We start from the raw sequence: 21,750 nt of genomic DNA, 5'->3' as shown, positions 1-21,750 counted from the left end.
GGTCCGCGGCTCGCCCGCAGGCAGCGCGAGCAGCCCGCGAGCAGCGCGAGCGGCCGCGACGGGTCACCCGCGGCGACAACGTCAGCTCGGTCGTCACAGTCGTGGGCCGGCCACGCCGTCGCCGTGCCCGACGGCCGCTATCGCTTGAGCACCTCGATCAGGCGGGTGAGGCTGTCCTCGCCGTGTCCCTTGGCGGCGGCGCGGCGGAAGAGGTCGAGGACGGTCGCGGGCAGGGAGCCGTCCACGCCCGAGGCCTCCACGGTGTGCAGGACGTGCTCCATGCTGGCCACGCCCATCGCCACCCTCTCCACCTCCCCCTCGTGGTTGCCCGCCGCGATGCGAGGGGCGTAGTACTCCAGGAAGTACCTGAAGTCCATGGTCTTCACGGCGTTGGGCAGGAAGCGCTCGGCCGAGATGCCGTTGGCCTCCGCCACCGCCTGGGCGTGCAGGTAGCTCACGAGGCCGGTCCAGAACATGTCCATCCCGATCTGGTAGAACAGCGCCGCCAGGCCGGGGTCCTCGCCCAGGTGGTCGATCCGCGTCAGCACCTCGAGGGCGGCGCGATGGGTCTCGATCGCGTCTTCGGGGCCGCTGTAGTACGTCTCGGCGCCCTCCTTGCCGATGAGGGGAGGGGGGACCTGGACCCCGCCGGTGATCTGCACGGCGCCCCGCTCGGCCAGCCACGCCGCCGCCTTCCTGGCCTTGTCGGGGGTGTCGGAGGTGAGGTTGGCCACCGTACGGCCGGCGAACGCGGCAGCGGGCGCCTGCTCCAGGATGGCGTACACGGCGTCGTAGTCGGTCAGGCTCAGCACCACCAGGTCGTTGGCGGTCACCGCGGCCTCGACGCTCGGCGCGAGCCTGGCGCCGCGGGCGACCAGGTCGTCTGCCTTGGCGGCCGTACGGTTCCACACGGTCACGTCGTAGCCGCTGTCCAGGTAGGTGTGCGCCATCGCCTGCCCCATGGGGCCGAGGCCGATCACGGTCACGGAGTTCATGGCTGTCTCCTCAGTGCGCTAGAACGAACGCTCTATCTAGAACGAGGACACTAGCACGCCGCTAGAACGAACGCTCTATCCAGTACGCTGGAGCCATGGTGACCAAGCACGAGATCGGCACGCGGGAGCGGATCGTCCGCACGACCTCCCGGCTGCTGCAACGGCAGGGCTACGGGGCGACGGGCCTCAAGGAGATCTCCCGCGAGGCCGAGGCGACACTCGGCTCGGTCTACCACTTCTTCCCCGGCGGGAAGCGGGAGCTTGCGGTCGAGGCGATCCGCCACGGCGACAAGGAGTTCGCCGAGGCCCTTGCCGCCTGGTTCGACCGCGTGGACGACCCGGGCGCGGCCGTCATCGCCTGCACCCGCGAACTGGCGGCGGGCCTGCGCGAGTCGGGCTGGCTCGACGGCTGCCCCATCACCACGGCGGCACTCGAGAGCGCGGGGCACGAGCCGGACATTCAGCGGGCCGCGGAGGAGGCCTACGAGAACTGGCGCGCTCTGGTGCGCGACAAGCTGCTCAGGTCGGGCCTCACCGAGGACGTCGCGCGCGAGCTGGCCCACACGGTGATCAACACGTTGGAGGGCGCGGAGATGTCCGCGCAGGTCTCACAGAGCGAGGAGCCGCTGGAGATCGCGGGAAGGCACCTCGCCAGGCTCATCGACTCCTATCGGTGACGCTCGCGTCCGTCCGCGGACCGAGCGGGGCCTCAAAGCCTCAGGATCTCGCGCCGCCACCGCGCAGGTACCCGACGATCATCTCGCCGACCATGCCGCGCTGCCTGTCGCGGTGCTCGGGCGCGGTCATGTCGCGGCCGAACAGCGCCCCGAACGTGTGCTGGTTGGCCACGCGGAAGAAGCAGAACGCGCTGATCATCATGTGCACGTCGATGGCGTCGGCCTCGGTGACGAAGTCGCCGCTCGCGGTGCCCGCGTCGAGGATGCGCTCGATGAGGTCGAGCACCGGCGTGCCGAGGTTGCCCAGCGCCTCGGACTTGCGGATGTGCTCGGCCTGGTGGATGTTCTCGATGGCGACGAGCTTGATGAACTCGCGGTGCGCGTCGTGGTGGTCGAAGGTGAGCTCGGCCAGCGTGCGGATCGCCTCGACGGGCGCCAGGTGCTCCACGTCGAGCGTGCGCTCGACCTCGCGCACCTCGGCGTAGGCCTTCTCCAGGACCGCGATGTAGAGCTGTTCCTTGCTGCCGAAGTAGTAGTAGATCATGCGCTTGGTCGTGCGCATGAGGGCGGCGATCTCGTCGACCCTCGCCCCCGCGTACCCGTGGCGCGCGAACTCGTGCTGGGCGACCTCGAGGATCTCCGCCCTGGTTCTGTCGGCGTCACGCTGACGCTCCCTGGTGGCGGGCTGCGAGGTCATTGGCCCATCTTAGGTGTTGTACGGCGAGGCGGACCGGGGCGTTGACCGCCCCGTATCCCCTGTAGCCACCGATGCGCTGGACGATCTCGAAGAAGACGCGTCCGACGGTGACGGTGTAGAGGTGCAGGAACTCGCCGTGCTCGTCGCGGTCGTGGAGGACTCCCAGCTCTCTCAGCGAGGGGTCGGCGTCGAGGTCGTCGTAGTAGTTGCAGGGGATCGGCAGCAGCAGCTCCGGATGCTCGGCGCGGAGCCTGCAAGCGGTGGCCAGGAGATCGTCGGTGGCCAGCGCGACGTGTTGCAGCGGCATGCTCTCGGCCCCGACCTGGGCGAGGTTGAGCACCACCCGGACCCTGCCGTCGGCGCTCGACATCGCCTTGCTGCGGAGCAGGCCGTAGGGGTCGGGCAGTTCCAGGCTCTCCTGGGGGCGGAGGCCGAGCACGGTGCGGTAGAAGAGGGTGGCCCCGTCGAAGTGGTGCCATGGCTGGGTGAGCGCCACGTGGTCGATGTGGGTGATGTCGCCAGGGGCAGGGAGGGAAGGGGCGAAGCCGTCGCGCCATGCCGCGTCGGGGAAGGAGTGTCTCGTGCCGTCGGGAGCTTCCATCGTCGGCGACAGCAGCGAAGCGGCGTGCTCGGTCGCCGCGGCCTGGTCGGGTGTCTCCAGGCCGACGGCGAGCAGCGAGGGGTCGGCCGCCGTGGTGTCGACCAGGAGGCGGGCCTCGCCCTGCTCCCACAGCTCGACCGGTTCGTCAGGGTGCGCGCCGGTCCTGGTGAAGCCGAGCGCGGTCAGCACGCCGCCGACGGGCCCCGCGAGCTCGGCGAACGCGAAGCCGGTGGGCTCGGCGGGGTGGTCGGCGCCGCGCAGGGCCTGCTCCAGGGCGATGAGCGAGCGCATGCCGTCGTGGGAGGTACGGCCGGCGTCGGCCTGCCGGAAATGGTCGTTGAACACCTCGAGCGACAGCGGCCCCTCGTATCCGGCCTTCAGCGCGTGGCCCACCAGGCCCGCCAGGTCGAAGGTGCCCTGGCCGGGGAAGCAGCGGTAGTGGCGGCTCCACTGGAGCACGTCCATCGCCAGCAGCGGGGCGTCGGCGAGTTGGAGGAAGAAGATCTTCTCCCCGGGGATGGCCTCGATGCCGATGGGGTCGGAGCCGCGCGACAGGATGTGGAAGCTGTCGAGGCAGGTGCCCAGGTTGGGGTGGTCGGCCAGCCGTACGATCCGCCAGGCGTGCAGGTACTCGTTGACGTGCCGCCCCCATGCCAGCGCCTCGTAGGCGATCCTGATGCCGTGCTCGGCGGCCCTTTCGGCCAGGAGCCGCAGCTGGGAGGCGGCCAGCTCGTCGTCGTCGACCGCCTGGGGCGAGACGTTGGAGCAGACCAGCAGCGTGTCGGCGCCGAGCCGCTCCATCACGCGGAACTTGCGCTCGGCCCTGCGCAGGTCGGGCGACGGCATGGCCTCGAAGTCGCGGAAGGGCTGATAGAGCTCGATCGACAGGCCCAGGTCGGCGGCGCGCAGCCGTACCTCCTCCGGCGGGAGCGGGCAGGTCAGCAGGTCGTTCTCGAAGAGCTCCACGCCGTCGAAGCCGGCGGCGGCGATCGCGGCCAGCTTCTCCGTCAGCGTGCCGCTCACCGACACGGTGGCGATGGACTTGCGCATGGCTCCTCCTCAGTCGGCGACCAGATCGGTCAGGTGGGTGAGCATCCGCTCGGTGTCGGGAACGCGGCCGGTGAACAGGCGGAAGGCGTGCGCGGCCTGGAAGACGACCATGCCGCCGCCGTCCAGCGTTCTGCAGCCCAGGGCGCGGGCCTGCCGCAGCAGCTCGGTCTCCAGCGGCCGGTAGACGATGTCGGCGACCCACAGGCCCGGACGCAGCAGGGAGGCGGGCAGCGGCAGTCCAGGGTGGCGTGCCATGCCGGTGGGGGTGGCGTGCGCCAGGCCGTCCGCGCCGGCGAGCAGCTCGGCCAGGTCGGCCTGGACGGCGGGGCGCGCCCGCCCGGTCCCGAACCGGGTCTCCAGCTCGGCTGCCAGGGCCGTCGCCCTCGCCGGATCGGCGTCGACGACGGTGAGCGTGTCGGCTCCCATGGTGAGCAGCGCGTGCGCCACGGCCGCCCCCGCGCCTCCCGCGCCGAGTTGGACGACCCGCCTGGTGGGCGCGTCGGGCAGGCCCCTGGCGAACGACTCGGCGAAGCCCGTCCAGTCGGTGTTGTGGCCGATGGCGCGCTCGCCGTCGAAGACCACCGTGTTGACGGCCCCCAGCATGCGGGCGTCCTCCGACAGCTCGTCCAGATGGGGGATGACGGCCTGCTTGCACGGATGGGTGATGTTGAGCCCGTCGTAACCGAAACGCCTGGCGGTGCGGACCAGCTCACCGATGTCCTGCCCGAGGACGTCGGTGTCGAGCAGCCGGTAGACGTAGTTCAGGCCGTGGTGCGCGGCCTCTCGCTCGTGCAGCGGCGGGCTGAGCGAGGGGCCGATGCCGGAGCCGATCAGCCCGGTCAGGTACGACGTCATGCAGTTAATGTACGGACTAGTACGTTACTTATCTAGAGCGTCTTGACATGTGACGAGCGTCACCTGCAGCATTGCGGCAGCATTAATTAACTATCTAGTTCGTAAACACTGGTCGCGGGGGGACCGCCTCACCGAAGGAGCAACCGTGACCGACAGTTCACCGGGCGCCCAGCAGGGAACGCCGCGCAAGGCGGCCGTCGCCGCGTGGATCGGCAGCGCTCTGGAGTACTACGACTTCTTCATCTACGGCAGCGCGGCGGCCCTCATCTTCTCCAAGGTCTTCTTCGACGACTCCGACCCCACCACCGCCACCCTGCAGTCGCTGGCCAGCTTCGGCGTCGCCTACGCCGCCAGGCCCGTGGGCGCCTTCTTCCTCGGCCACGTCGGCGACAGGTTCGGCCGCAAGAAAATCATGGTCTTCACGCTCGTCCTCATGGGCGTCTCGACGTTCCTCATCGGCTGCCTGCCCACGCGGGACCAGATCGGCGGCCTGGCGCCCGTGCTGCTGGTCCTCCTGCGCGTCCTGCAGGGCCTGTCCGCCGCCGGTGAGCAGGCCAGCGCCAACTCCATGACGCTCGAACACGCACCGGCCGACCGTCGCGGCTACTTCACCAGCTTCACACTGAACGGCACCCAGTTCGGCCAGATCCTCGCGACCTTCGTCTTCATCCCCGTGGCGGCCCTGCCCGAGGAGCAGCTGCTCAGCTGGGGATGGCGCGTGCCCTTCTGGCTCAGCGTCGCCGTCGCCGTCGCCGGCTGGATCATCCGCAGGAAGCTGGAGGAGACGCCGGCCTTCGAGCAGGAGGTCGCCAAGGGGACGGTCCCGAAGATGCCGCTGGCCGTACTCTTCCGCGACCACTGGAGCAGCGTGCTGCGCGTGGTGGGCGCCGCCCTCATCGCCACCGTGAGCACGATCTTCACCGTGTGGGCGCTCAACTACGCCACGAGCGACGCGATCGGGCTCGACAGGGCCACCATGCTCTGGGTGGGCGTGGCCGCCAACGCGGTCGCCCTCGTCGCCATCCCGCTGTGGGCCAGGCTGTCGGACCGCATCGGCCGCAGGCCGGTCTTCCTCGTCGGCGCCGTCGGCAGTCCGATCATGATCTTCGCCTATCTCGCGGCGATCAACTCCAAGAACTACCCGCTGATCTTCCTCGTCGGGATCCTCACGCTCGGCGTCGTCTACAGCGCCTCCAACGGCATCTGGCCCTCTCTCTACGGCGAGATGTTCAGCACCAGGGTCAGGCTCTCCGGCATGGCGATCGGCACGCAGATCGGCTTCGCGATCGCGGGCTTCGCCGTCGCCTCCGCGGCGGGGATCGTCTCTCCTGAGGGCTGGCTCGGCCTGCAGGGCTGGACCGGCGTCGGGATCTTCACCGCGATCCTCTGCGCCATCAGCGCGATCGCCGTGGCCACGGCGCGCGAGACCTACAGGATCCCGACGGAGGAGCTCGGTCTGGCCGGGGGATCGGCCGCGCCGTCGCCCTCCCGCTGACCTCCGGCGGGCAGGGCGCGCAGGGCTCGTGCGGCGTCACCGCTTCGCCGGCTGAGCCGTCCTACGAAAGCGCCGGGAGTCTCAACACCAGGCGGGCGCCGCGTTCGCTGTCGGCCACGACGAGCGATCCGCCGTACGAGCGGGCGATCTCACGGGCGATCGGCAGGCCGAGCCCGGTGCCGCCGGTGTCGAGACGGCGTGCGCTGTCGAGCCTGGCGAACCTGTCGAAGACCCGCTCCCTGGCCTCGACGGGAATGCCCTCCCCATCGTCGTGGACCTCCAGTACCGCCTGCCCCTGGGAGTGGTCCGTCCAGACGCTCACCTCGATCACGGAGTGCGCGTGCCGCTCGGCGTTGGCCAGCAGGTTGCCGAGCACCCGCGCCAGGCGGAGCCTGTTGGCCTCCACGATCGTCCCCGCCGCCAGGCGGGTGACGATGGGCACGCGCCGACGGTGCAGCTCCACCTCGGAGACGACCAGTTCGGCCAGGTCAAGGCGCTCGGCGGGTTGGAGGGCGCCCGCGTCGAGGCGGGCCAGCTCGAGCAGGTCGGCCACGATGTCGCTCAGCCGCTGGGTGTCGCGCAGTGCCGCCCGCACCGTGGACTTCCAGTCGGAGTCCTGAGGATCGTCGAGCGCGACCTCCAGCCGCGTCAGCAGTCCCGTGATGGGGTTGCGCAGGTCGTGGGAGGCGTCGGAGACGAATCGCCGCTGCTGCTCGGTGGCCCGCTGGAGACGCCCGAGCGTGTGGTTGACGGTCTCCGCGAGCCGCTGGATCTCGCCCGAGGTCTCGGGGACGGGCACCCGCCTGTGGAGCGCGGCCGTGCCGCTGATCTCGGCCATCTCCCTCGTGATGGCCTCCACGGGTCGCAGCGCGGTGCCGATCGTGGTCCACGTGGCCAGGCCGATCAGCGTCAGCAGGACGATCGCTATGACGGCGAGCAGGACGTTCCCCTGCCATCCGCTGACGCCCGAGGGGAAGGGCACGGCGCCGTAGACCAGGACGGGCGTGCCGTACGCGCTCTGGCCCACCGCGATGCCGACGACGCGCACGCAGGTGGGCAGGGAGGAGGGGCACTCGGTGGTGTCGACCCTGCTGTCCGCTTCGAGGGGGCGGGCGCGGGAGATCGGCGGAAGGCCGCGCAGCGGGGGCGTGGCGCCGAGCACCCTGCCGTCGTCCGCGACGACCTGGAGCATGTCGCTCTCGCCCGGCAGCACAGGGATGGGGTCGTTCACCGGCGTCACGGTGATCTGGAAGGCGACGTGCAGCGCCGCGTGGGCCGCCCTGGCGGAGGCGACGTCCTCCGTGGACAGCTGGAGGAGCGTCCTGACCAGGATCGCGCACACCAGGAGCACGGTGGCGGCGGCGCCCAGGGCGACGAGCGTGGCTCTGCCGCGCACCGAGCGGAAGAGCCGCGCGTGGAGGCGGCGGAAGGATGCTCCCTGGCCTCTCATCGGCCCTCCGGACCCCGCTGGTGACGGGCCTGCTGTGCTGCCCCCTGACGTGTCAGTCGTTCAGCGCCGCCGCCTCCCGGCCGTGCACGATGATCGCGTAGAGGACGAAGATGTCCAGGGCGATGACGATGAGCGACCACCACGGGTTGACGTTGATCCAGGCCATCTGGGTCAGCGCGTTGAGCATCACCAGGACCGCGGCGACCACCCTCGCCCAGGTCTGGCCCACCGACAGCGCGACACCCGTGATCACCGCCAGGATGCCGAGGATCAGATGGATCCATCCCCAGCCGGTGATGTCGAAGGCCAGCAGCCGACCGGCGGCGGTGACGTAGAGGTCGTCGCCGACGATCGCCAGCGACCCGGTCAGGATGTTGAACATGCCGACCATGATCATCATCATGCCGGCGAACCAGACCCATCCGACCCAGCCGGTGACCCGTGCGTTGTATGCCATATCGTGCCTGTGCCCAGCGGATATGCGGTGATCACGCGGCTATGGGATACCTTGACCCGCTCGTGGAGTCGCCGCGACCCGAGGCCCGCGACGTGGCCGAGCGCGGCGAAGAGCTCACCCTTGGGACGGTGACCGCCACGGTCGGCACACCCGAAAAGCACCGCGAATTGACCCTGCTGGGCTTTGGGGTAAATTACCGGGTCACTGATCATCCATGAGCCGTCAGGGCTGGAGGTCGAGGTCGTGAACGCGGACAGACCCGCGTGGGAACAGGCCAGCGCGGAGAGAGTCGTCGCGCCTGTCCAGCCCCGCAAACTGGCGAAAGTGCCCTTCGTCGAACTGGCGGACGGGCGGCTGCAGGGTGTCGTGTCGAGCGGTTCCGACATCGAGCGGGTGTACGTCTCCTCGATCACCGCGGGGACGCTCACCATCAACTGCAGCACGAACAACAACCGCCCGTGCGGCGGACTGAGGGGATCGGCGTGCAAGCACCTGCACGCCCTGCGTGACGAGGCGGTGCTGCAGTACGGCGTCGACAGGGTCGCGCGCTACCTCAGGGCCGAGGAGGGCGCCCTTCTCAGCGGTCAGCCCGAAGCGGCGCCCGCGGCCATGGTGTTCAGCCGCTTCCTGCGGCACCTGGCCTACCTGGAGCTGCCTGAGTCCACCGTGCCCATCCCCGAGATGCATTGGTTCCGTTGATGCGAATGGACGCTCCCTCGGAGGGAGTCGAAGAGGCCCTTGAGGTCGTGGCAGGGTTCGACGAGGCCCTGACGCATGGCTTCGCGAGGCTCGCGGGAGACCAGCTGAGAGACCTGGCGGGCGCGCTGGCGAGCACACCGCTCGGGCAGCGGGCGGCCGAGGCCGCGGAGAAGATCGCCGCGGGATCGGTCGCGGAGGAGCACCTGACGGTGCTGGCCGGTGGCCGGGCCGCGCTGCTCGGCGCGGTGCACGACGCGCTGCTGTCCCAGCTCGACACGGCCATGGGCAGGCGGAGAGCGGAGTACGTCGCGGGAGAGGGCCGCTCGGCCGCGGGCGCGGGCTGCCGGTCGTGGCTGGCCGAACTGGCCATCACGGGGTGGAAGGGTGTCGATCACGACCTGGTCTCCGCCTCGGCGCAGCCGATCGAGGCGCTGCTCGCCGATCCCGGCATGCGCAGGCTGGCCGTCCTGCTCGACGGGCTGGCCGCCGAGCTGAGCGCGTCGTGTCCCGTCGCGACGATGGAGCGGCTGCCCAGGCGCAGGTGGGCGGACCTGTGGACGAGGGCGCTGCTGCTGTCGCAGGGCGGCTGGCCAGAGCCCGCCGTCGAAGAGGTGTCGGGGACGCTGCTGATCCTCGGCGTGGACGTGCAGGAGCACGGCACCGCCGTACAGGTGCAGGTGCACGGGGTGCTGGACGAGCGGCTGGTGCGCACCAGCGTGACCGTCGCGAAGGTCGACACCATCGTCGGGCTGGCCGTGTGGCCGCTGCTGAGCGGATATCCGAAGTTGGTCAGGGCGCTGGCCGAGCAGCGGGCCGTCGAGGTCAGGGACCTGCCGCTGCTGGGCGGAGGCGACCTGGTCTGGCACGAGGACCGCGTCATGCTCAAGGACCCCGTCGACCCGTTCGTGACGGCGAGGGTGGCGCTCGCGGGGGCCGTGGCGCCCGCCGTGCCCCCGCTGGAGCGCCACCCCGTGCGCATCGCCGAGCCCGTGCTGGTCGAAGGCGATCTGAGCGGCTACGCCTTCGACAGGCTGACCCCCTCGGGCCCGATCACCGAGGACGTGCTCAAGGGCGCCTCCGCGTGCGTCGGGCTGATGAGGTGGGACGGCGGGCAGTGGACACTGCAGCCGCTCGCCGTGCAGAAGGGCAAGAAGAAGCCGCACAACGCCGAGCTGGCGCTCAGCCCCAAGGCGGCCAAGGCGGGCGAAGCGGTGACGGTGCTCAAGGAGCGAGCAGGGCGGTTGCTGCGCAAATGAGCGACGAGAACCGGCGGCAGGTCCTCTACTGGCGCCTCATGGCGCGGCTGTTCGAGCCCGACGAGCAGCCCGCGCTCGAGGCGGCCAGCGTGGCCATCGTGGAGGACATCGGCCTTCCCGCGGCGCTGCTCGACCCCTCGGTGTCGATGGACAACCTGCTGCAACGCTTCCCCGAGATCGACCTGGAGGACCCCGACCCCGTCCGCAGGGCCGCCGTGGTCTCCAAGCTTCTGCTCAACGTCTTCAACACAGGGTCGGGCACGGTCACCGCCACCCAGCTGGCCACCTGGAAACGCGACGCCGCCTGCTTCCAGCAGGTGATGGGCGAGGGCCACGGCCTCAAGGAGATCGAGGCCGACCTGGTCAAGCGCATGCACCTGCGCGAGGTCCTGGCCGATCCGCAGCTGGCGGGCCAGCTCACCCCCAGCATGTCGCTCATCGAGCAGCTGCTGCGCGACAAGGCCAACCTGTCGGGCATCGCGCTGGCCAACGCCAAGGCGCTGATCCGCAGGTTCGTCGACGAGGTCGCCCAGGTGCTGCGCACCCAGGTCGAGAAGACCAGCTCGGGCGTGATCGACAGGTCGGTGCCGCCTAAGCGTGTCTACCGCAACCTCGACCTCGAGCGGACGATCTGGAAGAACCTCACCAACTGGAGCCCCGAGGACGAGCGGCTCTACGTGGACAAGCTCTTCTACCGGCAGACGGCGAAGAGGACCACGCCCGCCAAGCTGATCGTGGTCGTCGACCAGTCGGGCTCGATGGTCGACGCGATGGTCAACTGCACGATCCTCGCCTCGATCTTCGCCGGCCTGCCGAAGGTCGACGTGCACCTGGTCGCCTACGACACCAGGGCGCTCGACCTCACCCCCTGGGTGCACGACCCGTTCGAGGTGCTGCTGCGCACGACACTCGGCGGCGGCACCGACGGCACCGTCGCGATGGCCCTGGCCAGGCCCAAGATCACCGATCCGCGGAACACCGTCATGGTGTGGATCTCGGACTTCTACGACAACCGCTCGCTGATCACCGACTTCGAGTCGCTGCATCGCTCGGGCGTGAGGTTCATCCCGGTCGGCTCGGTGAACAGCTCGGGTAACGCGAGCGTGGACCCATGGTTCAGGCAGCGGCTCAAGGACCTGGGCACGCCCGTGATCTCGGGCCACATCCGCAAACTCGTTCTCGAGCTCAAGAGCTTCCTCGCCTAGGAGACCCCTGTGCTGCGCGCCCCCGCTGAATCCAAGTACGCCGAAGAGCTCGACTACCTGGAGTCGATCGACCAAGGACACAAGCCGTTCTCGTGGCGGCTCAGCCCCCGCATGGTGCGGATCTTCGTGCTGGGCTCCGAGCGCTCGGACGGACTCGACCGCGAGATCCCGCAGAAGTGGTTCGGTGACCGCAGCTTCGTCGAGCGCAGCATCGTCACGCTCGCCTCCGACCGCGGCCTGCTGCTCATCGGCGACCCCGGCACCGGCAAGAGCTGGCTGGCCGAGCTGCTCGCCGCCGCGATCTGCCGCAACTCGACCATGGTCGTGCAGGGTACGGCCGGCACCACCGAGGACCACATCAAGTACTCGTGGAACGTCTCGATGGTCATCGCCAAGGGCCAGTCGCGCGAGTCGATGATCCCCTCGCCGATCATGACGGCGATGGAGAAGGGCGTGATCGGCCGCTTCGAGGAGCTGACCAGGTCCACCAGCGACGTGCAGGACGCGCTCATCTCCATCCTCTCGGAGAAGTACGTCTCCATCCCCGAGCTGGGAGAGGGCGAGGACAACATCGTCTTCGCGCAGCCCGGCTTCTCCATCATCGCCACCGCCAACAGCCGTGACAGGGGTGTCAACGACCTGTCCTCGGCGCTGAAGCGGCGCTTCAACTTCGTCCGCATCCCGGTGGTGACCAACAAGAAGAGCGAGGCGGAGATCGTCCGCTTCCGCACCACCGAGCTGCTGCGCAGGCACCAGATCGACCTGGACGTGCCGCCCACGCTGCTCGACATCCTGCTGCAGAGCTTCGCCGACCTGCGCGCCGGCGCCGCCTCGGCCACCAGCGACGACCAGAAGCTGGAGTCCGCGCTGTCCACGGCCGAGCAGATCGGCGTGCTGGAGGACGCGATCCTGCACAGCCAGTTCTTCGGCGACAGCACGCTGCGGGCGGCGACGCTGGCGAGCTCGCTGGTCGGCTCGCTGGCCAGGCGCACCCCTGAGGACCTGGCGATCCTCAACAAGTACTGGCACGGCGTCGTCGAGCCGCGCAGCAAGAAGGACGGCGGCGAGTGGCCGGAGTTCCTCGAAGGCGGCCGTCAGGCGATCGCCACGCTCTCATGAGCCCTTTCGACCCGCTGCGCGAGCAGCTCGCAGGCGCGGCCGCGGCCTTCGGCACCGGCCTGGTCGACGACGTCGAGCAGGCGCTGAAGGCCGAGCTGGAGATCTTCCCCGTCTGCCACCACTCGCCCGCCTCCGCGCTGGCGATGGCGCGCAGGCTGAGGGAGAAGCAGCCCAAGGTCATCTACCTGGAGCTGTGCGAGGACCTGCGGCCCGTCCTCGACGAGCTGCGCAACTGCCGCCTTCCCGTGGCGCTGCAGGCCTTCGCCACCGACATCGAGGGCTTCCCTCCCGAGTGGGCGCCGCTGAGCGTGATCGCGCCGATCACCGAGTCGTCGGCGGAGTACCAGGCCATCGCCTACGCCCTCGACACCCCCGGCGTCGAGATCGTGCTCGTGGACCGCTCGGTCGACCACGTCTTCCAGTGGGAGCCGCGCGAGCGGGGCGAGGCCGTGGGCGTCGAGATCGGCGACCTGCGCCCGCGCTTCGCCGAGCTGGAGGAGCACCTGCTGCACCACGGCAAGGTGCGGCACTGGTCGGAGTGGTGGGACCAGTACGTCGAGCAGCCCCTCGTCGGCGCCGACTATGACACCTACCGACAGGTCATGGTGCTGATCGGCAGCCTGTTCAGGCGGCTGAGGCCCCAGGGCAACGAGATGGACGAGGACCGCGAGCGCTACATGTGGACGCGGATGCGCGAGCACCTCGCCGCCACCGGCGCGGACCCCGACACCTGCCTCTACGTCTGCGGCGCCTTCCACGCCGCCAGCCCCGTGATGGGCGAGCACCTCGACATCACCCCGCGTACGGCGACCCGCTGGCTCTACGGCCTCATCCCCTCCAGCCACTCGGCGATCGAGGAGCAGTTCGGCCTGGCGCCGGGCTCGGTCTCGATCGCCTCGGCGACCTGGAGCAAGGCGGTCAAGCGCAGCGGCGTCACGCCGTACCAGCTGGGAAGCAAGAGCAAGGCCCGCGCCCTGCCGCCGCCCACGCCCTTGGAGCGGGACGACAGGCTGTCGGGCTTCCTGACCCAGCCTCCCGCCCTCGACGGCTTCGACGAGGCCGAGCTGCTCGGCTGGTGCGTCGACATCGTCAGGCTGGCCAGGCGCAACGGCTACCTGGCCAGCACGGCCGACGCCATCGCGATCTACGAGACCTCCATCCTGCTGGCGGGCATGCGCAACAGGAAGCGGCCCACGCCCTACGACTTCCAGGACGCCGCGGTCACCTGCATCGAGAAGGACGTCGTGCCCGGCAGGCGCGACGTGCGCCGCCTGTGCGAGATCATGCTGGGCGGCGACAGGATCGGCCAGGTCGGCTACGACTCGCTGCCGCCGCTGGCCCGCGACGTGCTCGACCGCCTGGAGCCGCTCGGGCTCGACCTGCAGAAGCGCACCCTGTCCAGGGCGCTGATGAACCTCGACCTCAACCCGGAGCTGGCGCCCTGCTCCGACCTGCTGTGGATGCTGCGCTACCTGCTGCCCGAAGGGGCGGTGAAGCCCATCATGGGCTCGCGCAGGCTGGGCGAGCGGTCGATCCAGGAGAGCTGGGACCTCTGGCTCGGCAAGCACCAGCGCGAGCTGATCGAGCTCGGCTACGAGGGCGTGACCATCGAGCAGGTCATGGAGCAGCGGCTGCGCCGCGCCGCGTGGGACCCGAAGGCCACGGCCGCCGTGGTGCTGGGCGCGGTGGAGGACTCCATCCTGTTCCTCGGCAGCCGCAGGTTCACCGACGAGCTCGGGGCGCGGGCGGTGGAGCTGCTCTCGGCCGAGCGGACCGTGGACGACGCGCCCGAGGTGCTGCGCAGGATCAGACGGCTGCTCGCGCACTACCGGTCGTCAGGCGGCGCGCTGCCCGGCTGGTGCGAGGCGTTCGTCACGGCGGGCTACGCGCACTACTGCACGCTGCTGCCGAGCGCCTTCGTCGATGAGGACACCGGCGTCCGCCAGGTCGGCGCGATGCTCGGGTTCCTGTTCTCCATGGAGAGCCTGGCGATCTCGCTCGGCTGCGACAGGGCCCAGCTCGAGCTCGCGGTACGGCAGTCGCACCCCGAGGCTCCCGCCAAGGTGGCGCTGGTGTGGGCGGCGCAGTTCCAGCTGGGGCTGCTGACCATGGCGGACCTGCGGTCGCGCTGCGACGACCTGCTGAACAACCCGCTCGTCGTGCCCTCGGTGCCGCTGTACATCACCGGGTTCGTCCAGGCGCTCGAGCCCGCCCCCGTGCTGACGCCTTTCGTCGTGGAGGTGCTGTCGGGCGCCTTCGGCAGGCTGCCCGACGACGTGCTGCTGCCGTGGCTGCCGAACCTGATCACGACGCTCCGCAGGGAGGCGCCCGAGCTGGTGCCCGTGCTGGTGCGGGAGGCGGGCCTGACCTATCCCGCGAGCCTGGCCGCCGTCGACGCGTGGGTGCCGCCGTGGTCGGCGCAGTCCGCGAAGGGCACCAGGGGCCGGGCTCCCGTGGTGGCGGGGCCCGTCACCGGCCTGCTCGCGGCCCACCCCGCGCCGACCGACGCCGTCGCGGCGCTGCTCGGCTGCTCGGGCGAGTGGCAGACCGGTGACACCGGCAGCGGCGGCCCGGGGCACGCCGAGGTCGCCGCCCTGCTGAATGCGCATCCCGAAGCAGCCGGCGCCGTCGCGGCCCTGATCTAGGGGAAGGCGCCGAGCAGCACGCCGCTGCGCGGCCTCACGGCGAGGTGAGGCCGCGCACTCCCGGCGACGTCAACGCGGCCAGCCCGCAGACCACCACGATCGCCGCGCAGCCGACCAGCGCGGGGCCAGGGCCGATCGCGACGGCGACGGGGCCCGCCACCAGCAGGCCGATGGGGCCGAACATCAGCGATCCGAGCGCGTCGTAGGAGCTGACGCGCGACAGCGACTCGGCGGGGATCTCCCGCTGCATCGTGGTCTGCCACAGCACCCCGAAGACGTCCATGCTGACGCCCATGATCACCGCGCCGAGCACCACCGTCCACAGCGGCGCCCCCACCCCCAGCAGCAGGTACGGCAGCGCCGTGGGCAGCGTCAGCAGCGTTCCGAGGAAGATCGGCCGCCTGGGCCGCAGCCGCATCGCGACCACCACGCCGCCGATCATCCCGACCGCCTCGCCCGCCAGCACGGCCGACCACGCGGGCGCCCCTCCGAGGCTCTGCTTGGCCAACAGCGGGCCGAGCACGCCGTGCGCCGCCTGCATGGCCATCACCAGCACGGAGAACTGGGCGACGACCACCCACAGCCACTGCCGCGAGATGAACTCCTTCCAGCCGTCGCGCAGGTCGGCCAGCACCGAGTGCCTCTCCTCCGCCAGCCGCTCCACGGGCTTGAGCCGCAGCACCGCGATGAGCCCGGCGCCCGCCGCGAACATCACCCCGCTGACCACCAGCGACCAGCCACCGCCGATCAGCGCCACGGTCGCCCCGCTCAGCACCAGCCCCAGCACGCGGGCGGAGTTGGCGCCCAATCCGAGCAGCGCGTTGCCGGTCTGCAGCCGCTCGGGCGGCACGACGTCGGGGATGATTCCGGCCAGCGCGGGCCACATCATCGCCACCGCGATGCCGCTGATCGCCGCGACGATCACCAGCGCGGGCATGGGTGTCCAGCGGGTCAGCAGCATCACGCCGAGGGCAGCGAAGGCCAGGGCGCTCATCGCGTCCGCCGCGAACATCACCCTGTTCCTGGGCAGCCGGTCCGCGATCACCCCACCCACCAGCATGAAGACCACCATCGGCACCGCCTCGGCGGCGAGGACGACCGACAGGGTCGTGGCCGTGGCGCCGGGCAGTTCGAGGATGCCGAAGGCCAGCGCGACGGGCGCGAAGGAGCTGCCGAGGACCGAGACGGTCCTGGCCGAGAACAGCAACGCGAAACGGCGATCGCGAAGCAGGCCGAGATCGCCCGCCATAGTCCCCCCAGGTATCAAAGGGACAATGGTCTCACCCGCAGCGCGGGAATGAGCCGCCGCAGTCCCGCTCCGATCCGCTCCAGCGGGATGCCGCCGTAGCCGAGCACCACGCCCTGCTCGGACGGCCCCGCGTAGTAGCTCGGCAGGCTCTCGACCGCGACCTCGGGGGCCCGCGCGGGATCCACCTCTCCCTTGGCGCACAGGTGCAGCCCTGCGGCCGACGGCACCAGGTCGAGGTGCTCGCGAAGGAACGCGGCGATCAGCGCGTGCCTGGCCGCGTACTGCCTGGTCGCCCTGCGCACGTGCCTGGCCAGCAGGCCCTCGTCGATGAACCTGGCTAGAGCCGCCTGCGCGGTCGTCTCGCTGTGCCAGTCGGTCAGCTGCTTGGCGACGCGCAGCGCGGGCTGCAGCGAGGCGGGGGCGACGAGGAAGCCGAGACGCAGCATCGGGGCGAGGGTCTTGGAGAAGGAGCCGACGTAGATCACCCTGCCGCTGCGGTCCAGGCTCTGCAGCGGCTCCAGCGGGCGGTCCTCGAAGCGGAACTCGCTGTCGTAGTCGTCCTCGATCACCACGGCGTCGCGCTGCCGCGCCCAGGACAGCAGCGCCGTACGGCGGGCCAGCGACATTGGCGTGCCCAGGGGGAACTGGTGCGAGGGCGTGACGTAGACCAGCCGCGCCGCGCGCGGGATGGCCGTGACGTCCAGGCCCTCGGCGTCGACGGGCACCCCCGCCACGCGGGCGCCGAGCGAGTGGAACAGCCGCCGCGCGGGCGGGTATCCCGGCTCCTCCACCGCCACGCAGTCACCCGGCTCGATCAGCACCCTGCCCACCAGGTCGAGCGCCTGCTGGGCGCCCTGCGTGACGATCACGTCGTCGGGCGCCGCCCGGACCGAGCGTGAGACGCCGAAATAACGGGCGATGGCGACGCGCAGCCCTTCGTGCCCCTCAGGGGCGAGATAGCCGGCCGCCGTCACCCGCAGCTCGCGCGTGACCAGGCGCCGCCAGCTCTCCAGCGGGAACAGGGTCAGGTCGGGCGTGCCCACCCTGAAGTCGAACGCCGGCGGGCTCCTTCTCATCTCCGTTGCGGCGATCTCGCCCCACACCCCACGCGGCCTTACGCCGCTTCCGTGCGGCGCCCTGCGCCGCGTCGAGGGCCTGACCGGCGCGCTGACGAACGTGCCCGCGCCCGCCCTGCCCTCGAGGAAGCCGTCGGCGGTGAGGCGTTCGTAGGCGACGGCCACGGTGTTGCGGGCGACGTCGAGGCCGCGGGCCAGCTCCCGCGTGGGCGGCAGCCGCTCGCCCTGCCTGAGCCGTCCGTCGAGGATCGCGTCGCGCAGCTGCCGGTAGATCTGTGCGGCGAGCTCACCCCTGCCCGCCAGGCTGATGTGGAAGTCCATCTTGGCCCAATCAGATCGCTAAGAATTGGAGCTTACACTCGGCCAACCCTCGCCTCTAACCTCTCCTCATGACGCAAAGGATGGAAATCGGCACAATCCTCCCGGATGCCTACAAGGCGATGGCCGGGCTGGAGAAGGTCATCGGGAAGAGCGGGCTGCCCAAGCCCCTTCTCGAGCTGGTACGGCTGCGCGCCAGCCAGATCAACGGCTGCGCCTACTGCGTGGACATGCACAGCGCCGACGCCAAGCAGGGCGGGGAGAGCGACGCCAGGATCAACGCGGTGGCCGTCTGGCGGGAGGCGCCCTGCTTCACCGAGCAGGAGCGGGCCGCGCTCGCGCTGACCGAGGCGGGCACCAGGTTGAGCGAGGGTGGCGTGTCCGACGAGGCGTGGGCGGCGGCGGCCGAGGTGTTCGCCGAGGACGACCTGGCCGCCCTGGTGGTCCAGATCGCCACCATCAACGCGTGGAACCGCATCGGCGTGATCACCCACATGACCCCGGAATCGTTCAAGTAGATGAATCCCCGCCGCGTCCTCACCGTCGCCCAGCTCACCAGCTCGATCGGCGACGGGGCCTACATCGTCACCTCGACGCTGTACTTCACCAGAATCGTCGGCCTGTCCCCCTTCGAGATCGGCCTCGGCCTGACCATCGGCTGGGCGCTCGGCACCGTCGCGGGCGTCCCGCTGGGGAACCTGGCCGACCGGCGGGGGCCGCGCGGCGTCGCGGTGCTGCTGGCGGTGGCCACGGGCGCGGGGGTCGGCACGTTCCTCGTGGTGCGCTCCTTCCCGCTGTTCGTGCTAGCCGTCTGCCTCTACGCCGGCGCGCAGAGCGGGCTGTCGGCCGCCCAGCAGGCGCTGCTGGCAGGGCTGGTGCCGCCCGCCGAACGCACCAGGGTGCGGGCGGTGCTGCAGTCCACCCTCAACGCGGGGATCGCGGTCGGCGCCGGGCTCGGCGCCCTGGCGCTGCACTTCGACACCTCGGCGGCCTACCTCACGGTCTTCGCGGTGGACATGGCGAGCTACCTGGTGGCGGCGGGGGTGCTCGCGCTGGTGCCCGCCGTGGCCGGCGTACCGGCGGTGAAGGGGGAGCCGCGCCTCGCCGTGCTCAGGGACCGGCCCTACGCCGCGATCACCCTGCTCAACACGGTCATGCTGCTCTACAGGCCGCTGATCAGCCTGGTGCTGCCGCTGTGGATCGTCCAGCGGACCGACGCGCCCGCCTGGACCGTCTCCGCCGTGCTGGTGCTCAACACCGTGTGCGTCGTGCTGTTCCAGGTGCGTGTCGCGCGCAGGGTCCGCGACCTGGCCTCCGCCTCCCGTTTCGTACGGCTGGCGGGCCTGGTGCTGTTCGCCTCGTGCCTGGTGTTCTCGCAGGGGCACACCGTGTTCGTCCTGCTGGCGGCGGCGCTGCTGCTGGTGCTGGGGGAGATGATGCTCTCCTCGGGCGCCTGGGAGATCAGCTTCGGGCTGGCTCCCGCCGGCAAGCAGGGGCAGTACCAGGGCTTCTTCGGCACCGGCACGGCGATCGCGAGAATGGCGGGCCCGGTGCTGCTCACCAGCCTCGTCATCGGCTGGGGCACACCGGGCTGGGTGGTGCTCGGGGCGTTGTTCGCGGCGGCCGGCGCCGCCATGACGCCGGCCGTCCGCTGGGGCCTACTTGAAGCCGCGAAGACGCAGGCTGTTGGTGACCACGAAGACGCTGGAGAAGGCCATCGCGGCACCGGCGATCATCGGGTTGAGCAGCCCGAGCGCGGCTAGCGGCAGCGCCGCCACGTTGTAGGCGAAGGCCCAGAACAGGTTGCCCTTGATCGTGGCCAGCGTCCTGCGGGAGAGCCTGATCGCGTCGGCGGCCACCCGCAGGTCACCGCGCACCAGCGTGAGGTCGGAGGCCTCGATCGCCGCGTCGGTGCCCGTGCCCATCGCCAGGCCCAGGTCGGCCTGGGCGAGCGCGGCGGCGTCGTTGACGCCGTCGCCCACCATGGCGACCGACTTGCCCTCGGCCTGCAGCCGCTTGACCACGTCCACCTTGTCGGCGGGCAGGACCTCGGCGATGACCTCGTCGATGCCGACCTCGGCCGCGACCGACCTCGCCACCTTCTCGTTGTCGCCGGTGAGCAGCACGGGGGTCAGACCCAGCGCCCTCAGCTGCTGGATCGCCTCCTTGGAGGTCGACTTGACGACGTCGGCCACCACGAGGACCGCGCGCGCCTTGCCGTCCCATCCGACCGCCACGGCGGTACGGCCGGCCGCCTGCTCGCGCTCCAGCGCCTCGGTCAGCTCCTCGGGCAGGTGCTGAGACCACTCGGCCAGCAGCCTGGGCCGGCCCACGAGCACGGCGTGCCCGTCGACGATGCCCTGGACACCGAGGCCCTCGACGTTGGCGAAGTCCTCGACCGTCGCCTCGGAATCGGCGGCGCGGGCGATGGCCTGCGCGATCGGGTGCTCGGAGGCGTGCTCCAGCGCTCCCGCGAGGCGCAGCACCTCCTCGCGCTCCTCGCCCTCGGCCAGGTGGACGCCGGTCAGCGTCATCTTGCCCTCGGTGACCGTGCCGGTCTTGTCCAGCACCACCGTGTCGATCTTCCTGGTCGACTCGAGCACTTCCGGGCCCTTGATCAGGATGCCCAGCTGGGCGCCCCTGCCGGTGCCGACCAGCAGCGCGGTCGGCGTGGCCAGCCCCAGAGCGCAGGGGCAGGCGATGATCAGCACCGCGACCGCGGCGGTGAAGGCCGCGCCCGCGCCGCCGCCGGTGCCCAGCCAGAAGCCGAGCGTGCCGATGGCCAGGGCGATGACGATCGGGACGAAGATGCCGGAGATCCTGTCGGCCAGCCGCTGGACCTCTGCCTTGCCGGTCTGCGCGTCCTCCACGAGCTTGGCCATCTGGGCCAGCTGGGTGTCGGAGCCGACCCTGGTGGCGCGGACGATCAGCCTGCCGCCGGCATTGACCGTCGCGCCGGTCACCGCGTCGCCGGGGCGGACCTCCACCGGGACCGACTCGCCGGTCAGCATCGAGGCGTCGACCGCGCTGGTGCCCTCGTCGACCACGCCGTCCGTGGCGATCTTCTCGCCGGGACGCACCACGAACCTGTCGCCGACCTTCAGCTGGTCGGTGGGGATGCGCCGGCCGTCCGCCAGTTCGACGTCCTTGGCGCCCAGCTCGAGCAGGGCCCGCAGCGCGGAGCCCGCCTTGCGCTTGGACCTGGCCTCGAAGTAGCGGCCCGCCAGGATGAACGCGGTGACGCCCGCGGCGGCCTCGAGGTAGATGTTGCCCGAGCCGTCCGTCCTGGCGATCGTGAACTCGAACGGGTGCGTCATGCCCGGCGTGCCCGCCGTGCCGAAGAACAGCGCCCACAGCGACCAGGCGAAGGCGGCCAGGGTGCCGATCGAGACCAGCGTGTCCATGGTCGCCGCGCCGTGGCGCAGGTTCGTCCACGCGGCCTTGTGGAACGGCCAGCCCGCGTAGACCACGACAGGCGCGGCCAGCGTCAGCGACAGCCACTGCCAGTTGGTAAACTGCAGCGGCGGGATCATCGCCATCGCGATCACGGGAACGGCCAGCACCAGCGAGGTGACCAGCCTGTTGCGCAGCGGCCTGAGCTCGTCCTCCGGCTCCTGCTGCTCGCCCTCCGCCTGCGGCGGCTTGGGCAGTTCCGCGGTGTAGCCCGCCGACTCCACGGTGGCGATCAGCTCCTGCGGGTCGACTCCCTCGGGAAAGGTGACCTTCGCCTTCTCCGTCGCGTAGTTGACCGTCGCGGTCACGCCCTCGAGCTTGTTCAGCTTGCGCTCGATCCTGTTGGCGCAGGACGCGCAGGTCATGCCGCCGATGGACAGTTCGACGGCGCCGTGGGGCTTGTCGTCGGTGAGGGGAGACATCACCTCTCCTTTCTTACGTCGCGATCCTGCG

19 protein-coding genes are annotated in these 21,750 nt (G+C 70.7%); 10 read left to right on the top strand and 9 right to left on the bottom strand.

Annotated features, from left to right (window positions below; all coding sequences use genetic code 11):
• Positions 1-137: 137 nt before the first annotated feature.
• The gene (locus FHR33_RS26750) at positions 138-995 is read right to left on the bottom strand and encodes an NAD(P)-dependent oxidoreductase (protein ID WP_183653123.1); all 858 of its coding nucleotides are present in this window, start codon (positions 993-995) and stop codon (positions 138-140) included.
• 95 nt (positions 996-1,090) lie between these two features.
• On the opposite strand from FHR33_RS26750, the gene FHR33_RS26745 reads away from it, so the two are divergent.
• Positions 1,091-1,672, top strand: a complete 582-nt coding sequence (locus tag FHR33_RS26745; RefSeq protein WP_183653121.1) for a TetR/AcrR family transcriptional regulator — start codon at positions 1,091-1,093, stop codon at positions 1,670-1,672.
• Positions 1,673-1,712: 40 nt separating this feature from the next.
• Here the strand turns inward: FHR33_RS26745 and FHR33_RS26740 are convergent, their stop codons facing one another.
• Genes FHR33_RS26740 through FHR33_RS26730 form a run of 3 tightly spaced genes read right to left on the bottom strand, consistent with a single transcriptional unit; the run spans position 1,713 to position 4,875 of the window.
• Positions 1,713-2,369, bottom strand: a complete 657-nt coding sequence (locus tag FHR33_RS26740) for a TetR/AcrR family transcriptional regulator (protein WP_183653119.1) — start codon at positions 2,367-2,369, stop codon at positions 1,713-1,715.
• Positions 2,332-4,020, bottom strand: coding sequence for a sugar phosphate isomerase/epimerase and 4-hydroxyphenylpyruvate domain-containing protein (locus FHR33_RS26735; protein ID WP_183653117.1), 1,689 nt, complete (start codon positions 4,018-4,020; stop codon positions 2,332-2,334). Before FHR33_RS26735 ends, FHR33_RS26740 begins: the two co-directional genes overlap by 38 nt.
• Before the next feature lie 9 nt (positions 4,021-4,029).
• Positions 4,030-4,875 (bottom strand): shikimate dehydrogenase, encoded by an 846-nt coding sequence (locus FHR33_RS26730; protein ID WP_183653114.1) that lies wholly within the window; start codon positions 4,873-4,875, stop codon positions 4,030-4,032.
• 145 nt (positions 4,876-5,020) lie between these two features.
• Between FHR33_RS26730 and FHR33_RS26725 the strand changes: the two genes are divergently transcribed.
• Positions 5,021-6,370, top strand: coding sequence for an MFS transporter (locus tag FHR33_RS26725; protein WP_183653111.1), 1,350 nt, complete (start codon positions 5,021-5,023; stop codon positions 6,368-6,370).
• 61 nt (positions 6,371-6,431) lie between these two features.
• Here the strand turns inward: FHR33_RS26725 and FHR33_RS26720 are convergent, their stop codons facing one another.
• Both FHR33_RS26720 and FHR33_RS26715 read right to left on the bottom strand, forming a co-directional pair.
• Positions 6,432-7,820, bottom strand: coding sequence for a sensor histidine kinase (locus tag FHR33_RS26720; protein ID WP_183653108.1), 1,389 nt, complete (start codon positions 7,818-7,820; stop codon positions 6,432-6,434).
• 52 nt (positions 7,821-7,872) lie between these two features.
• On the bottom strand, positions 7,873-8,277 hold the full coding sequence (locus tag FHR33_RS26715; protein ID WP_183653105.1) for a DUF7144 family membrane protein: 405 nt from the start codon (positions 8,275-8,277) through the stop codon (positions 7,873-7,875).
• A gap of 41 nt (positions 8,278-8,318) precedes the next feature.
• Here FHR33_RS26715 and FHR33_RS26710 point away from each other — a divergent pair, with 41 nt between their 5' ends.
• Genes FHR33_RS26710 through FHR33_RS26685 form a run of 6 tightly spaced genes read left to right on the top strand, consistent with a single transcriptional unit; the run spans position 8,319 to position 15,201 of the window.
• On the top strand, positions 8,319-8,495 hold the full coding sequence (locus FHR33_RS26710; RefSeq protein ID WP_183653102.1) for a hypothetical protein: 177 nt from the start codon (positions 8,319-8,321) through the stop codon (positions 8,493-8,495).
• Positions 8,496-8,520: 25 nt separating this feature from the next.
• A complete protein-coding gene (locus FHR33_RS26705; protein WP_183653099.1) occupies positions 8,521-8,976 on the top strand; it encodes a hypothetical protein in 456 nt (151 codons plus the stop codon).
• Positions 8,977-8,981: 5 nt separating this feature from the next.
• Positions 8,982-10,232: a hypothetical protein gene (locus FHR33_RS26700; protein WP_246452090.1), complete on the top strand. Its 1,251-nt coding sequence runs from the start codon at positions 8,982-8,984 to the stop codon at positions 10,230-10,232.
• The gene (locus FHR33_RS26695; RefSeq protein WP_183653092.1) at positions 10,229-11,437 is read left to right on the top strand and encodes a VWA domain-containing protein; all 1,209 of its coding nucleotides are present in this window, start codon (positions 10,229-10,231) and stop codon (positions 11,435-11,437) included. Before FHR33_RS26700 ends, FHR33_RS26695 begins: the two co-directional genes overlap by 4 nt.
• A gap of 9 nt (positions 11,438-11,446) precedes the next feature.
• On the top strand, positions 11,447-12,556 hold the full coding sequence (locus tag FHR33_RS26690; RefSeq protein WP_183653089.1) for an ATP-binding protein: 1,110 nt from the start codon (positions 11,447-11,449) through the stop codon (positions 12,554-12,556).
• Positions 12,553-15,201, top strand: coding sequence for a DUF5682 family protein (locus tag FHR33_RS26685; protein ID WP_183653086.1), 2,649 nt, complete (start codon positions 12,553-12,555; stop codon positions 15,199-15,201). The genes FHR33_RS26690 and FHR33_RS26685 overlap by 4 nt, the downstream gene beginning before the upstream one ends.
• A 34-nt stretch (positions 15,202-15,235) precedes the next feature.
• Here the strand turns inward: FHR33_RS26685 and FHR33_RS26680 are convergent, their stop codons facing one another.
• Positions 15,236-16,450, bottom strand: a complete 1,215-nt coding sequence (locus tag FHR33_RS26680) for an MFS transporter (RefSeq protein ID WP_183653083.1) — start codon at positions 16,448-16,450, stop codon at positions 15,236-15,238.
• Between the two features lie 14 nt (positions 16,451-16,464).
• Entirely contained in the window at positions 16,465-17,847 is a 1,383-nt protein-coding gene (gene pdxR / locus FHR33_RS26675; protein ID WP_183653080.1) for a MocR-like pyridoxine biosynthesis transcription factor PdxR, read from the bottom strand.
• An 80-nt stretch (positions 17,848-17,927) separates the two neighbouring features.
• Between pdxR and FHR33_RS26670 the strand changes: the two genes are divergently transcribed.
• Together FHR33_RS26670 and FHR33_RS26665 are read left to right on the top strand one after the other, a co-directional pair.
• Positions 17,928-18,362: a carboxymuconolactone decarboxylase family protein gene (locus FHR33_RS26670; RefSeq protein ID WP_246452088.1), complete on the top strand. Its 435-nt coding sequence runs from the start codon at positions 17,928-17,930 to the stop codon at positions 18,360-18,362.
• Complete coding sequence (locus tag FHR33_RS26665) at positions 18,363-19,607, top strand: MFS transporter (protein WP_183653073.1); 1,245 nt, start codon at positions 18,363-18,365, stop codon at positions 19,605-19,607.
• Here FHR33_RS26665 and FHR33_RS26660 read toward each other — a convergent pair.
• Positions 19,503-21,719: a heavy metal translocating P-type ATPase gene (locus FHR33_RS26660; RefSeq protein ID WP_183653071.1), complete on the bottom strand. Its 2,217-nt coding sequence runs from the start codon at positions 21,717-21,719 to the stop codon at positions 19,503-19,505. The genes FHR33_RS26665 and FHR33_RS26660 overlap by 105 nt on opposite strands.
• Positions 21,720-21,750: the final 31 nt, after the last annotated feature.

Origin of the sequence: Nonomuraea dietziae (assembly GCF_014195505.1) — a bacterium.
Classification (GTDB): domain Bacteria; phylum Actinomycetota; class Actinomycetes; order Streptosporangiales; family Streptosporangiaceae; genus Nonomuraea; species Nonomuraea roseola.
Note: the sequence above shows the minus strand (reverse complement) of the source record. Positions and strands in the feature narration are given on the sequence as shown.